Raw genomic sequence first — 13,428 nt, forward strand, 5'->3', positions numbered from 1 at the left:
CGACGGCTGCGGTACTCGCGTGACCCGCTGCCCCGATCGCGAACAGCGCCGGTACGGTCGTCGTGCCGACCGCGTAGACACCGGGCACTTCGGGCAGCTCGTCCCGCAGCCCGGTCGCGAGCACAACCGTCCGTGCCCGCACGCGACCGGAACCGTCACCATCGGCGCCGACCACGAAACCGAGCCCGTCCTCGTCCGGTGCCGGGTCCTCGACCCGGCTATCCCGGACATCCACGCCGTACTCCTCCAACTGCCGGCGTCCGATCGCGAGCAGTTCACCCGGTGACGGATCCTCCACACCCAGGTAGTTGTGCACGTGCGCAGCCGCCCGGTTGCGCGCCCGACCGTCGTCGAACAGCACCACCCGCCGCCGTGCCCGACCCAACGTCAGCGCAGCCTGCAGCCCCGCCACACTCCCACCGGTGACCGCCGCGTCATACAAAACCATTCGCCCATCATGGCAATCTGAGCAGATGGGCGTGATCGAAATTCTGCCGGTCGAGACGGACGCGGACTACGAGGCCTGGCGCCAGGTGCGGATCGCGGTCCTGCCGCACGAGCGGTGTCCGAGCGTCGCCGAGATGCGTGAGCTAGCGACACCGCAACGGTTGCTCCTGCTCGCGGCGCTGGATGGCAAGGTCGTCGCGAACGGCCTGTCGGATCGATCCAACGAGGCCGGTCGTGGGGTCGTTGCGCCGCGGGTGCGGCCGGAGGAGCGGCGGCGGGGCGTGGGTACGCGGATGTTGGTGGCGCTGGTTGAGCATGCCGAGGCTCAGGGCTACATCGTCGCCGGGTGCAACGCGGAGGACGAAGGGTCGCTGGCGTTCGCGCAGCGGTTCGGCTTCGTGGAGACCGGTCGGCAGGTCGAGCAGGTGCGTCCGATCGGACCCGAGCCTTGGCCGGAGCCGCCCACGACCTACGAGATCGTGACCGTCGCCGAGCGGCCGGAGTTGTGGGCGGCGGCGTACGAGCAGGTGGCCTTGCCCACCTTCCCGGACATGGATGTGCCCACCCCGCTGGACGTCTCGGCCGAGCAGTGGGCGACCGAGTGGATCAACGACCCGGCGGCCATGTTCGTCGCGGTCGCCGGCGAGAAGGTGATCGGCGTCGCGGGTCTGATGCTCGACACCGACAGGCCGGAGCGGGCCGAGGTGGCCTACACCGGTGTACGGCGGGAGTGGCGAGGCAAGGCGGTTGCGTCGACGCTCAAGCGCACGAGCATGGCCTGGGCAGCCGAGCACGGGATCAGCGAGGTCTACACCTGGACCCAGCAGGGCAATGACAAGATGCGCCGGCTCAACGAGCACCTCGGCTTCACCGATCGAGCCGTGAGTATCAACGTCCGCGCGGCCCTACCGCTGGAGCTCACGCAGGAGATCGGGGCCTGACCACGCGCGCCGGTTGACCTCGGCCTCGCGGATCAACGCCACCAGCTTGCGGTTCACAGGCGCCGGCTGCCGGAGGGAGTCTGCCAGCCGGACGACTTCGCCGTTCAGGTAGTCGATCTCGGTGGGCCGGCCGGCCTCGAGGTCCTCCCACATCGACGTCCGGGCGAGCGGGTCGATCGCGAGCATCTTCGCGGCGAGGCGGCGGAAGAGGAAGTCCGGCAGGCGGAGGATGGCGGGGAAGCGGCGCATCGGGACCGCCAGCAGCTGGGCCGGCTGGATGCCCGCGGCGTCCAGCAACCCGAGCGTCTCGGCCTGCGCCGCGGCCAGGCAGCGACGGTAGGCACGCTGCGAGAGCTCGTCGCGCAGCGGCAGGTTCGACAGCGCGTTGATCGGGTTGTTCAGGTTCAGCAGGAGCTTCGCCCACTGCACCGGGAGGATGTCGTCGTGCTGCTCGAGTGGCAGTCCGGCGCGCTCGAAGGCGTCCAGGTACGGCGCCAGCCCCGGATGACGCTGAATGTCGAGAGCACCCTCGGTGCCCTGGTGGAACACCCCGCCACCCCGGTTGAGCACGTTGAACGGAACCATCCCGGTCAGCACGACCTGATCGGTCAGCCGCTCCCGCAGCAGCTCACCGTTGCGTACGCCGTTCTGGAAGCTGACCACGATCGCTCCAGGCTTCAGCACGTCGGCCAACTCGGCCGCCGCGCCCTCGGTCGCAGCGGACTTCACCGTCACGAGCACGAGATCCGCCTCCGCGGCCGCCGCCGGCGAGGTCTCGTACCGGACGGTGTCGACCCGCAGATCCGCGCCGAGGTAGTCGGTCAGCCGCAGCCCGTGCTCGGCCAGTACGTCGGCCATCCGCTGCCGCCCGACGAACGTCACCGGGGCCCCGGTCGCGGCCAGCCGCCCGCCGACATAGCACCCGATCCCACCCGCGCCGTACACCACGATCCGCACGAGCTCACTGTACGGAAGGACGGGTAGTAGTCGGGCTCCCGCTCCGGCCGCACGCTCAGCGCCTGCCGGTGCACCCGCCTGCCACCCACCACTACCCGTTCTTCGGTACGCCGCTGCCCCGTGAACGCTAGTCTGAAGCGGTGGCGGAGGGGAATCTCCCCGTGCGGTTGTCGAGTTTCGTCGGTCGGGAGAGTGAACTGGCCGAGCTGGCGGAGCTGGTCGGGAAGCATCGGCTGGTGACGCTGACCGGACCCGGGGGCGGGGGCAAGACCAGGCTGGCGGTGACGCTGGCAGACCGGGTGCGCCCCCGGTACGCCGGAGTGCGCTGGCTCGGCCTGGCCACGACCACCCCGGGTGACGGCACCGCGGGTGTGCTGGCAGCGCTCGCCGACGTCCTCGAGTTGCCGGAGGCAACGGTCGCCGCAGCGACCAGGCGGCTGTGCAGCGGTCCCTTGCTGCTGGTCGTGGACAACTGCGAGCACCTGCTCGATCCCGTCGCCCCGCTGATCGGTGAGCTGCTACGGACCTGTCCGAAGCTCACCGTGCTGGCGACGAGCCAGGAGGCGTTGGGGATCGCGGGTGAGGCGGTGTTCGCCGTACCGCCGCTGGCCGAGGCTGCGACCCGCTTGTTCGTGGACCGTGCACAGGCGGCGTCGTACACTTTCGAGCGGACCGAGGGGAACGCGTCGGACATCGCCGAGATCTGCGCCCGGCTGGACGGCGTACCGCTGGCGATCGAGTTGGCCGCCGCGTGGATCCCGACCTTGTCTCCGGCCCAGATCGCGAGCCGCCTCGACGACAGCCTGGCCGTGCTGACGCGCGGCGACCGGGAGGCGATGCCGCGGCATCGCACGTTGCGGGATGCGCTGGACTGGAGTTGGGGTCTGCTGGATCCGCCGGAGCAGGAGTTGCTCGCGCAGCTCTCGGTGTTCCCCGGGAGCTTCAGCGTCGACGCGGTCGAGGCAGTCGCCGTACTGCGCGGACCTGACGTGCTGCAATCGCTGTCCCGGTTGGTGAATCGTTCGCTGGTGATGGTCCAGCAGGGCGACGAGGTGCGGTACCGGTTACTGCAGATCGTCCGGCAGTACGCGGCGTACCGGCTCGGTTCGGACCTCGGTCCGGCGCAGCGGCTGGCGGCCTACGCGCTGGACCTGATCGAGCGGGCGGCCGATCGGTTGGAGGGCGAGGAACAGCAGGAGTGGCTGGATGTGCTGCTGGCCGAGCGCCAGAACATCCGGGCCGTGCTGACCTGGCATGTGCAGCGCGAGGAGGCCGAGGCCGCGACCCGGATCGTGGTCGGGATGTGGTGGGCGTCGTACCTGCTCGGGTGGTACCGGGACGCCCGCGACTGGCTGGAGCGGGTGCTGGCGATGCCCGGCCCGGTTCCGCCGGAGCTGCGGGCGGATGCCCAGATCGCCCTCGGCACGATGGCCCACTTGCAGGGCGACGCCGAGCTGGCCACGGCCCAACTGCAGGCCGGATTCATCGCACAGAAGGCTGCCGGGGATCCGACGGCCGAGGCACGCGAGCTGCACTGGCTCGGTGGAGCCGCGATGCGACGTGGCGAGTACGACGAGTCCCGGCGACTCGGACAGCGGTGTATCGAGCTCTGGCGGAAGTTGGGCATCGAGTCGAACCTCTCCCGCGCGATCGACTACCTGGGCATGCGTGAGCTGCTCGCCGGGGAGCTCGACTATGCGGAAGAGCTGCTCCGTGACGCCCGCGCCCGCTACGAGCAGGACGGTGCGGGCGAAGGACTCGGGTGGACGACTGCTCTGCTCGGCGCGGTGCAGCACTACCGCGGTGACTCCGCGGCCGCCGCAATCCTCCTCACCGAGGCTCGCCAGATGGGCGAGCGCACGCGCCAGACCGTCACCCTGGCCTGGGCTCTCCACCTCTTGGGCTTGGAGGCACGCAAGTCCGGTCAGCTCACCGAGTCGAGAGACCTCCTCACCCAGAGCCTTCGTCTGCACCACGACTCCGGCAACCGCTGGCGAGTAGCCAGCTTGCTCGAGTCCCTGGCCACCACCGCCCTGGCTGAGAAGGACATCAGGCAAGCCGTCCGGTTGCTGAGTCATGCGGCCGCACTGCGGGAGAAGCTGGGGACTCCAGTACCGGCAGTCGAGGCCGCGGACGTCTCGACCACGCTGGCGGTGGCCCGCGACGCCCTGTCACCGGACGATTTTCGTACGGCGTGGACCGAGGGGGAGGTGTTCACGGTCGACAAGCTCACGGGGATCGAGCCAAGCGGTCGCCGGTCGGTGGTACCCCTCACGATCGCGGACACCCGAGTCGAGTCACTCCACGTGCAGGCCCTGGGTGCATCCGAAGTACGGCGCAACGACAGCGCGCTGGACGCCGCGGCCTGGGGCTATGCGAAGCCGCGCGAGCTGTTCTTCTATCTGCTGGGTTCCGGTCCGGTGACCAAGGCCCAGATCGGCGCGGAGCTCTGGCCGGACGCCTCCGCCCAGACCCTCCGGAACAGTTTCCACACCTGCCTGCACCAGGTACGCCGTACGCTCGGCCGCTCGGACTGGATCACCTTCCGCGGCGGCCGCTACGAGTTCAACCGGACCCTCGAGCACACGTACGACGTCGCGGACCTGGAGGGAGCCGCTGCCGCCGGGGACCTGGCCCGCGTGATCGCGCTCTACCAGGGCGACTATCTGGTCGACGTCGCCGGCGCCGCGTGGATCGACGACCGCCGGGAGGCGCTCAGGCAAACGTTCGAGCGATCCCTCCTCACGCTCGCCGACGCCCGCGCGACGGAGGGACGCGTGGAGGAGAGCATCGACCTCTATCAGCGGGCGGTCAGCCATGACCCCCTGCTCGAATCGGCACACCGCGCCCTCATCTCGCTGCACCTGATCCAGGGCGACCGTGCCGCCGCCGTCCGCCAGTACAACGTCCTGGCCGACCTGCTCGCCGCCGAGCTCCGGACCACCCCGAGTCCGCAGACCACAGCACTGCTCAGCTGAACCCCTAGCACTTCCCACAGCGCCGCCCACCAGAGTGTGCTGGGGGATTTGAGATCTATCTCGGGGGTTTTCTGATGGAGTTGCTGGAGCGGGAATGGGCGGTTCGTGCTGCCCTGACCGCGGTGGACGCGGACCATGGGTCCGTCGTGCTGCTGACCGGAGAAGCGGGGATCGGGAAGACGAGTGTGGTCCGTGAAGTGGCCGGCCGGCTCGGTCCGGCCACGCGGGTATTGCGGGGTGCGTGCGACGACATGCTCGCGCCGCCACCGCTCCAACCATTGCGCGACGCCGTACGTGGGACGGATGGGCCGTTGGCCCGGGCGCTGGCGGGCGGCCTGGACCTGTATGAGCCGGTGATCCAGGAGTTCGGCGGGTCGACGCCGACCGTGCTGGTGATCGAGGACGTGCATTGGGCCGACGACGCCACGCTCGACCTGCTCAGGTACCTGGCCCGACGCGTGGATCAGCTCCGGCTGGTGGTGATTCTGACCTACCGCGACGACGAGATCGACGCCCGGCACCCACTGCGCGTGCTGCTCGGCGCGTTGACCGACGTCACCGTGCATCGCGTCGTACTGCGGCCGCTCTCGGAGGACGCCGTACGGTCGATGGCTGTCGACGCCGGCCGTGAGGCCGACGATCTGTACCGCCTCACCAACGGGAACCCGTTCTACTTGACCGAAGCGCTCGCGGGCCCGGCGGACGCCGTACCCGCGACGGTCGTGGACGCGACGCTGGCCCGGCTGCGTACGTTGGACCAGGAGAGTGTCGGCGTGGTCGAGCTGCTCTCGGTGATCCCGCGGCCGCTCGGCCTCAAGTACGCCGAAGTTGTCGTAGAGGGCCGGATCGACGCCCTCACCCGGGCCGAGCGCCGCGGCATCCTCGAGGCACGCACAGGCGCGGTCGCGTTCCGGCACGAGCTGGCCCGGCGGGCGATCGAGCAGGCACTGCCAGTGATCCGGCGCCGCGCGCTGAACGCGCGGATCGTCGAACTGATCCTGGGGACCAACCACGAGCGGCTGCTCTATCCACTGGTGCACCACGCGGTCCGAGCAGGCGACGCCGACACGATCGTCGCGTACGCGCCCCGGGCGGCCCGCGACGCGACCGCGGCCGGTTCACACCGCCAGGCGCTCGCCCACTACGAAGCCGTCATCCCGTACGTCGGTCGGCTGCCGATCGCCGAGCAGGCCGAGGTGCTGGCCGGGTTCGCTTGGGAGCTGCACATCGCGCACCGCTTCCCGGAGGCGGTCGCCCGCTGTGCGGAGGCCGTGGACCTGTACGAGCAGCTGGGTGACGTCGTGCCGTTGACGGAGACGCTGCTGCAGCAGTCGCGGCACTGCTACCTGGCCGGCGCCACCGACGCGGCGCTGGCCGCGGTCGACCGCGCGTTCGAGGTTGCCCAGGGCAACGATGAGGTCTGGCCGGCGGCGGTCGCGTACCGGGGCATGATGATGGTGCTGACCGGATCGCCGGCGGCGGCCGCACCGGAGCTGGCGCAGGTGCGAACCCTCGCGCTCTCGACCGGGCGGACGGATCTGGCCGCGTTGTGCCTGAACTACACCGGCCTCGCGTGGTGCGATCTCGGTCGCCCGGGCGGGCTGGAGGCCCTGCGGATCAGCATCGACGCGGCCCTGGCGACCAGTGACTACGAGGCGGTCGCGCGCGGCTACACGAACCTGGTCGAGATGCTCTACCGCGCCCGCCGCTGGGACGAGCTGGATGCGACCATCACCGAAGGACTGGAGTTCACCCAGGAGCGTGGTTTCGGTTCGCACACCTACAACCTGGAGACGCATCGGGCGCTGCTGATGATGCGCCGCGGCGACCTGGCCGGCGCCGAGCACCACCTACGCTGGCTGATCGACACCGTCGACGAGCCGGGCATGCTCTCCGTCCTCAGTGCGTCGAGCCTCGGCCGGGTGCTCGCCCGGCGCGGCAACGAGGAGGCACGCGGTCTGCTGACGGACGCCTGGCAGCGCGCACGGGCACAGCGATCCGTCCTCGGTCTCGCGTACGCCGCGACGTCGTACGCCGAATGGGCCTGGCTGAACGACCGTCCGGAGATCGCCGACGAGATCCGCGACGACCTTGACGGGCACACGCTGGACGAACCGGCCTTCCGTGAGCTGGCCCGGTACCTGACGCTCGCCGACGCGAGCCGGACCGGCGGCTGTATCGAGGACCGCGGGCTTGAGTCCTGGGAGGACACGCCGTACGAGCGGGCGCTGGTCCTGGCGATGTCCGCGAGCCGCGAGGCAACCCTTGAAGGCCTGCAGATCCTGCTCGAGCTGGGGGCTGCGCCGGCGGCAGGCCTGCTGCGCCGCCGGCTGAAGGAGCTGGGGGTACGGCGGATCCCGCGAGGTGCGCAGACCCGGGGCCGGAAGAATCCGGCCGGCCTGACCGATCGGCAGCTGGACGTGCTGATGCTGCTGATGGACGGCATGACCAACGGGGAGATCGCCGAGAAGCTGGTGGTCTCGGTCCGGACCGTCGACCACCACGTCTCGGCGATCCTGTCCCGGCTGAACGCCCGGACGCGGCGGCAGGCTGCCGCCATCGCCCGGGAGCTCGACCTTCAGCTGACCGGGTGATTGCTGCGAATCGTGCCGGCCGGGTCGACTGCCTGCTTGATCGCGACCAGGCGCTGATGGACCGCCGCCGGGTAGAGCTCGGTGTTCGGCTCATCGGTGGAGAAGTTCGGCAGCACTCGGCCGGTGATCCACGGCGCCATCTTGGCCTGCACCGCCTCGATCGCGCCGCCGATCACCGGTGCCAGCGCCGGGTCGGCGACGATTCCGCCGAACAGAAGCAGGTACGGCTCCTCGATCACCCCGGCCGCACCGAGCGACTCGTCCGGCCGGGCGAACGCGCCGTCCAGGTGCCGGACCTCGAACACGAACAGCGGCGACTCGGGCGCTGCCGCCGCCAGCAGAGTGTCGATCGCGGCGTCGTCGAAGGAGGACAGCAGTACGGTCTTGAGTAACCCAGGCGTCGGGTCCTCCGGCTCCTCGGCGATCTTGCCCACCAGGTTGAGCGGGATCGGGGCCACCTGGTCCGAGACCGGATCGGCGATCGCTCGCAGCGGTGCGAGCAGCTTGTCCGCGTCCTCCGGCGTACCGAGGAACGTGCCGTCGACAGCGACGAACGACTTGCCCCGCACCGGATCCGGCACGAACGGCACATCGGGGAAGTGCAGCACCCAGGCCCACAGCGACAGCTCGTCCGGCGCGTACGTCGTGATCTCGGCGAAGGCCCGCAGGACGTCGCGGGCCTGCTCGAACGGCCACATCATCCGGCCGCCCTGGAGCTCCATGGCCGGCATCAGTTCGAGCTCCATCGACACCACGATCCCGAAGTCGCCGCCGCCACCGCGCAGCGCCCAGAACAGCTCCGGGGCCGACTCCTGGTTGACGTCGGCGATCACGCCGTCGGAGGTCACGAGCCGGACCGAACGCACCCGCTGGGCCGCTTGCCCGTACTTGCGCCCGAACCAGCCGACTCCGCCGCCGAGCGTGTAACCAACGACCGTCGTGTCACCGTTGCTGCCGGGCAGGCTGGTCAGCCCGGTCCCGGTCAGTGCGTCGTTCAGGTCCCGCCACCGCACTCCGGCGCCGACCCGGACGATTCCGGCGTCCAGGTCGAGCTCGATCTCGGTGAGGGCGCCGGTGCGGAGCAGGATCGTTCCGTTGACCGCCGGCGACGCGCCGTGCCCGGTCGGCTGGGCCATCACCGCGAGGCCGTGCTCGTCGGCGTACCGGACCGTGGCGACGATGTCGTCAGTGCCGGCCGCCTCCACGACGGCGATAGGTTGCTGGTCTACGAGCAGGTGCCACGCGCGTCGTGCGGCGTCCCAGCCCGGGTCGCCCGGCAGCACGACCGAGCCTTTGATCAGTTCACGTAATCCATTCATGCCTTCGTTTGTACGGCGATGCCCATTCCCGGCTCATCGGCAAGAACTACCTATCTCTAGTGCAACCGGACCCGCGGATCCAGGACGGCGTACGCGATGTCGACCAGGATGTTCGCGACCACGACCGCAGCCGAGGCGAACAGCACGATGCCGATGATCACCGGCAGGTCCTGCTGGTTGATCGCGACCACGGCGGTCTGGCCGAGCCCCGGCAGGCTGAACACGGTCTCCGTCACCACCACACCGCCGATCAGCTGGCCGAGGTCGATGCCGAACTGCGTCACCACCGGCGTCATCGCGCTGCGCAGGCCGTGCCGGACGATCACCCGGCTCTCCCGGATGCCCTTCGAGCGCGCGGTCCGGATGTAGTCCTCGCCGAGCACGTCCAGCATCGACCCGCGGGTCAGCCGGGTATAGGTTGCCGCCAGCAACAAAGCCAGCGCTATCCATGGCAGGAACAGATGCTGGAACCACGCCCCGGCTCCGGCGGACAACGGCGAGTAGCCGCCGGCCGGGAACCAGTGGTATCCGGCCAGCGTGAGCCGGAAGTAGAGGAAGTACAGCAACAGCAGCCCGAGCAGGAACGACGGGAACGAGTAGAAGAACAACGAGAACAACGTCAGCCCGCGGTCCGCCAGCGACCGCGGATGCACCGCCGAGATCACCCCGTTGAAGACGCCGAGGGACAACCACAGTACGGCGGCGCCGAGCGCCAGCGACACCGTGATCGGCAGCGCCTGCCCGATGATCGTGGTCACCGGCACCTGGTGGTAGTAGTCGTACCCGAGGTTGCCCTTCACCGCGTTCTCGACGAAGTGCAGGTACTGCTTCCAGACCGGCAGGTCCAGCCCGAGCCGGTGCTTGATCAGGGCAATGGTCTCCGGCGTCGCCTGCCGGCCGGCCAGCGTCTGCGCCACGTTGCTCGGAGCAACGAAGAACAGGCCGAACACCGCGATCGTGATCAGCCACAGGACCAGGATGCCGTGCCCGATCCGGCGTAACAGAAAGACAGCCATGACTAGGTCCGATCCGCGCGTGGGTCGAAGGCGTCCCGGACACCGTCGCCGAACAGGTTGAACGCGAGCGTCGTGATCAGCAGTGCCAGACCGGGGAACAGGATGAACCACCAGGCGGTCGTGTAGTAGTTCTGCGACGCGCTGATCATCCCGCCCCAGTCAGCCGTTGGCGGAGGCAGCCCGAGCCCGAGGAACGACAACGTCGCCTGGGTGACGATCACCACCGGGATCAGCAGCGTGGTGTAGACGATCACCGGCGCCAGCACGTTCGGCAGGATGTCGACGAACATGATCCGCTTGTCACCCGCGCCCAGTGAGCGCGCCGCCTCGACGAACTCGCGTTCGCGCAGCGACAGCACCTGACCGCGCACGATCCTGGCGACGGACGCCCAACTGAAGCAGCCGATCACCAGGACCGTTACCGTCAGGCTCGGTCCGGTGACCGACACCAGCGCGATCGCGACGAGCAGGAACGGTACCGACAGGACGACGTCGATCAGTCGTGCGAGGACTGTGTCGGTGATCCCCCCGAGGAACCCCGCCGCGAGCCCCAGCACGACTCCGATCGCCACCGTGATCGCGGTCGCGATGACGCCCACGAGCAGTGACACGCGAGCGCCGTACGCGATCCGTACCAAGATGTCCCGGCCGAGGTCGTCGGTCCCCAGCCAGAACGTTCCGTTCGGTCCGCGCGGCAGGCCGTCCGGAGTCAGCCCGATGTCGCGGTACTGCTCGTTCGGCGGGTGCCCGGTGATCGCGGCGAACACCGGCGCGAAGATCGCCATCAGCACGATCAGCAGGATCACCACCAGCGAGATCATCGCCACCTTGTCCCGCCGCAACCTCCGCAGCGCCAAGACGAACGGACTACGCCCCTCGATCGCCGGCGCCTCACCCGTGACATCAACCATCTCGATCGCCGTGGTCATGGGGCCTCCCGGCCTGGACTGAGGAGTGGAGGGAGCGCAGCGACTGGAGCGACGAGGGAAGGCCGGGAGTTCAAGCCCCATGACCCTGCCGGCGCCGAAGGCCCGGCCAAAAGCACAGTCATGATGCCTTCAAGTCCGGTACGGCGGTGGACAAGTCCTCGCCCAGGGTCAACGGATAGAAGCACGCGGTCCGGTGGTTGCCGGAGTCATCCAGGACCGGCTGGAGTGGTGGTTCGCCGGATGCACAGTCGGCTCGGGCTTTCGGGCACCGCGTGTGGAACCTGCACCCCTCCGGCGGGTTCGTCGCGGCCGGGATGTCGCCCCCGAGAATGATCTGCTCACGGCTGTCGGCCGTGTCCGGATCGGCCACCGGCAGCGCGGACAGCAGCGCGCGGGTGTACGGATGCCGGGTCTGGCCGAACAACTCGTTCGTCGGCGCGAGTTCGACGATCTTGCCCAGGTACATCACCGCGATCCGGTCACTCACGTGCCGGACCACGGACAGGTCGTGCGAGATGAACACGTAGGTCAGGTCGAACTCCTTCTGCAGATCGGCGAGCAGGTTGATGATCTGAGCCTGGATCGACACGTCCAGCGCCGACACCGGCTCGTCGCAGATCACCAGCTTCGGCCGCAGGGCCAGCGCCCGGGCCACCCCGATTCGTTGCCGCTGGCCACCGGAGAACTCGGCTGGGAACCTGTTGTAGTGCTCAGGGTTCAACCCGACCAGCGCCATCAGCTCCTGGACCTTCCGCTTCCGTTCCGCACCCGACGCGATGTTGTGGATGGCGAACGGGTCCCCGATGATCGAGCCGACCCGGCGACGAGGATTCAGCGAGCCGTACGGGTCCTGGAAGATCACCTGGACCTCGCGCCGGATCGGCCGCATCGCCCGGCGTGACAACGTGCTGATCTCGGCGCCGTCGAACCACACCGAGCCGGACGTCACGTCGTACAGATGGGCCATGCAGCGGGCCAGGGTCGACTTGCCGCACCCCGTCTCGCCGACCAGGCCGAGCGTCTCGCCCTTCTTCACCTCGAGAGACACCCCGTCGACCGCCCGGACCACCTCCCGCGCCTGCGTGGGGAACTCCTTGCGGACGTCCTCCACCTTGAGTAGTACGTCGTCGTTCATGACGCGATCGCCTCGTTCTGTTCGTGGGGCAGCCAGCAGGCCGACTGGTGCCTCGGATCGCGGGCGACGTCGGTCAGCGGCGGTGCCTCGGTGCGGCACTTGTCGAACACGTGCGGGCAGCGGGACGCGAACGGGCACCCGGCCGGCAGGTTGATCAGGCTGGGCGGCGTGCCCGGGATCGGGGTCAGCCGATCGCCGCTGCGGGCCGGCAGCGAGGCCAGCAACCCTTGGGTGTACGGGTGCTGGTTGCGGTAGAAGATGTCGCGGCGTGGCGCCCGTTCCATCACCGCGCCGGCATACATCACCACCACCTCGTCGGCCATCTCGGCCACCACCCCGAGATCGTGGGTGATCAGGATGATCGCCGTACCGAACTGCTCCTGCAGCCGGCGCATCACGTTCAGCACCTGGGCCTGCACGGTCACGTCGAGCGCGGTGGTCGGCTCGTCCGCGATCAGCAGCGCCGGGTCGAGCGCCATCGCCATCGCGATCATCACCCGCTGCCGCATCCCGCCGGAGAACTGGTGCGGGTAGTCGTCGATCCGCTCGGCCGCGCGCGGGATGCCGACCAGGGTGAGCAACTCGGCGGCCCGTGTCCGGGCCGCCTGCTTGCTGATCACCCGGTCGTGCGCGCGGATCATCTCGACGATCTGCCAGCCGATCCGATAGTGCGGGTGCAGGCTGGACAGCGGGTCCTGGAAGATCATCCCGATCTGGGCCCCGCGCAACCGGCGCAGGGTCGACTGATCGGCGGTGATCAGGTCGGTTCCGTCGAAGAACGCCGTACCGGAGACCTTGGCGCCGCGGGTCAGCCCGACGATGGTCTGGGTGGAGACGCTCTTGCCGGAACCGGACTCGCCGACGATCGCCAGCGTCTGCCCGGCCTCCACGTCGAACGACAGGCCCCGGACGGCGCGGACGGTGCCGTCCGGGGTGTCGAAGGAGACCCGGAGGTCCCTTACTTCAAGCAGTGTCATGAGATCTCCCGGCCAATAGCGCGGTCATGGGGCCCTCCCGTCCTTGACTGAGGAGCGTAGGGAGCGCAGCGACTGGAGCGACGAGGGAAGGACGGGAGGCAAGGCCCCATGACCCTGCCGGCGCCGAAGGCCCGG

9 protein-coding genes and 1 pseudogene are annotated in these 13,428 nt (G+C 69.4%); 3 read left to right on the forward strand and 7 right to left on the reverse strand.

What is annotated here, in order from left to right; genetic code table 11:
* Window positions 1-136 precede the first annotated feature (136 nt).
* Window positions 137-448: pseudogene (locus AB0E63_RS00400) on the reverse strand (thioredoxin reductase); the annotation flags it as partial.
* A 25-nt stretch (window positions 449-473) separates the two neighbouring features.
* On the opposite strand from AB0E63_RS00400, the gene AB0E63_RS00405 reads away from it, so the two are divergent.
* Window positions 474-1,388 carry a GNAT family N-acetyltransferase gene (locus AB0E63_RS00405; protein ID WP_360359025.1) on the forward strand — a complete coding sequence of 305 codons (915 nt, stop codon included), beginning with the start codon at window positions 474-476 and terminating at the stop codon, window positions 1,386-1,388.
* Here AB0E63_RS00405 and AB0E63_RS00410 read toward each other — a convergent pair.
* Window positions 1,353-2,345, reverse strand: a complete 993-nt coding sequence (locus AB0E63_RS00410; RefSeq protein WP_360359027.1) for a 2-dehydropantoate 2-reductase — start codon at window positions 2,343-2,345, stop codon at window positions 1,353-1,355. The two genes, AB0E63_RS00405 and AB0E63_RS00410, sit on opposite strands and share 36 nt — an antisense overlap.
* Window positions 2,346-2,485: 140 nt before the next feature.
* Here AB0E63_RS00410 and AB0E63_RS00415 point away from each other — a divergent pair, with 140 nt between their 5' ends.
* Together AB0E63_RS00415 and AB0E63_RS00420 are read left to right on the forward strand one after the other, a co-directional pair.
* On the forward strand, window positions 2,486-5,323 hold the full coding sequence (locus AB0E63_RS00415) for a BTAD domain-containing putative transcriptional regulator (protein ID WP_360359029.1): 2,838 nt from the start codon (window positions 2,486-2,488) through the stop codon (window positions 5,321-5,323).
* 74 nt (window positions 5,324-5,397) lie between these two features.
* Window positions 5,398-7,917, forward strand: a complete 2,520-nt coding sequence (locus AB0E63_RS00420) for an AAA family ATPase (protein ID WP_360359031.1) — start codon at window positions 5,398-5,400, stop codon at window positions 7,915-7,917.
* Here the strand turns inward: AB0E63_RS00420 and AB0E63_RS00425 are convergent.
* From AB0E63_RS00425 to AB0E63_RS00445, 5 genes are all read right to left on the reverse strand, one after another.
* Window positions 7,902-9,236 carry an FAD-binding oxidoreductase gene (locus AB0E63_RS00425; protein WP_360359032.1) on the reverse strand — a complete coding sequence of 445 codons (1,335 nt, stop codon included), beginning with the start codon at window positions 9,234-9,236 and terminating at the stop codon, window positions 7,902-7,904. The two genes, AB0E63_RS00420 and AB0E63_RS00425, sit on opposite strands and share 16 nt — an antisense overlap.
* A gap of 56 nt (window positions 9,237-9,292) precedes the next feature.
* Complete coding sequence (locus AB0E63_RS00430) at window positions 9,293-10,252, reverse strand: ABC transporter permease (RefSeq protein ID WP_360359034.1); 960 nt, start codon at window positions 10,250-10,252, stop codon at window positions 9,293-9,295.
* Between the two features lie 2 nt (window positions 10,253-10,254).
* Window positions 10,255-11,181: an ABC transporter permease gene (locus AB0E63_RS00435; protein ID WP_360359036.1), complete on the reverse strand. Its 927-nt coding sequence runs from the start codon at window positions 11,179-11,181 to the stop codon at window positions 10,255-10,257.
* Between the two features lie 118 nt (window positions 11,182-11,299).
* Window positions 11,300-12,316 carry an oligopeptide/dipeptide ABC transporter ATP-binding protein gene (locus AB0E63_RS00440; protein WP_360359038.1) on the reverse strand — a complete coding sequence of 339 codons (1,017 nt, stop codon included), beginning with the start codon at window positions 12,314-12,316 and terminating at the stop codon, window positions 11,300-11,302.
* Window positions 12,313-13,293 carry an ABC transporter ATP-binding protein gene (locus AB0E63_RS00445; protein ID WP_360359040.1) on the reverse strand — a complete coding sequence of 327 codons (981 nt, stop codon included), beginning with the start codon at window positions 13,291-13,293 and terminating at the stop codon, window positions 12,313-12,315. The genes AB0E63_RS00440 and AB0E63_RS00445 overlap by 4 nt, the downstream gene beginning before the upstream one ends.
* Window positions 13,294-13,428: the final 135 nt, after the last annotated feature.

Origin of the sequence: Kribbella sp. NPDC026596, from assembly GCF_040638415.1 — a bacterium.
In the GTDB taxonomy this organism is placed as follows: Bacteria; Actinomycetota; Actinomycetes; order Propionibacteriales; family Kribbellaceae; genus Kribbella.

Excerpts from the sequence above, each read along its gene's own strand:
- AB0E63_RS00405 (WP_360359025.1), top strand. The coding sequence starts at position 474 with ATGGGCGTGATCGAAATTCTGCCGGTCGAGACGGACGCGGACTACGAG.
- AB0E63_RS00420 (WP_360359031.1), top strand. The coding sequence starts at position 5,398 with ATGGAGTTGCTGGAGCGGGAATGGGCGGTTCGTGCTGCCCTGACCGCG.
- AB0E63_RS00425 (WP_360359032.1), bottom strand. The coding sequence starts at position 9,236 with ATGAATGGATTACGTGAACTGATCAAAGGCTCGGTCGTGCTGCCGGGC.
- AB0E63_RS00430 (WP_360359034.1), bottom strand. The coding sequence starts at position 10,252 with ATGGCTGTCTTTCTGTTACGCCGGATCGGGCACGGCATCCTGGTCCTG.
- AB0E63_RS00435 (WP_360359036.1), bottom strand. The coding sequence starts at position 11,181 with ATGACCACGGCGATCGAGATGGTTGATGTCACGGGTGAGGCGCCGGCG.
- AB0E63_RS00440 (WP_360359038.1), bottom strand. The coding sequence starts at position 12,316 with ATGAACGACGACGTACTACTCAAGGTGGAGGACGTCCGCAAGGAGTTC.
- AB0E63_RS00445 (WP_360359040.1), bottom strand. The coding sequence starts at position 13,293 with ATGACACTGCTTGAAGTAAGGGACCTCCGGGTCTCCTTCGACACCCCG.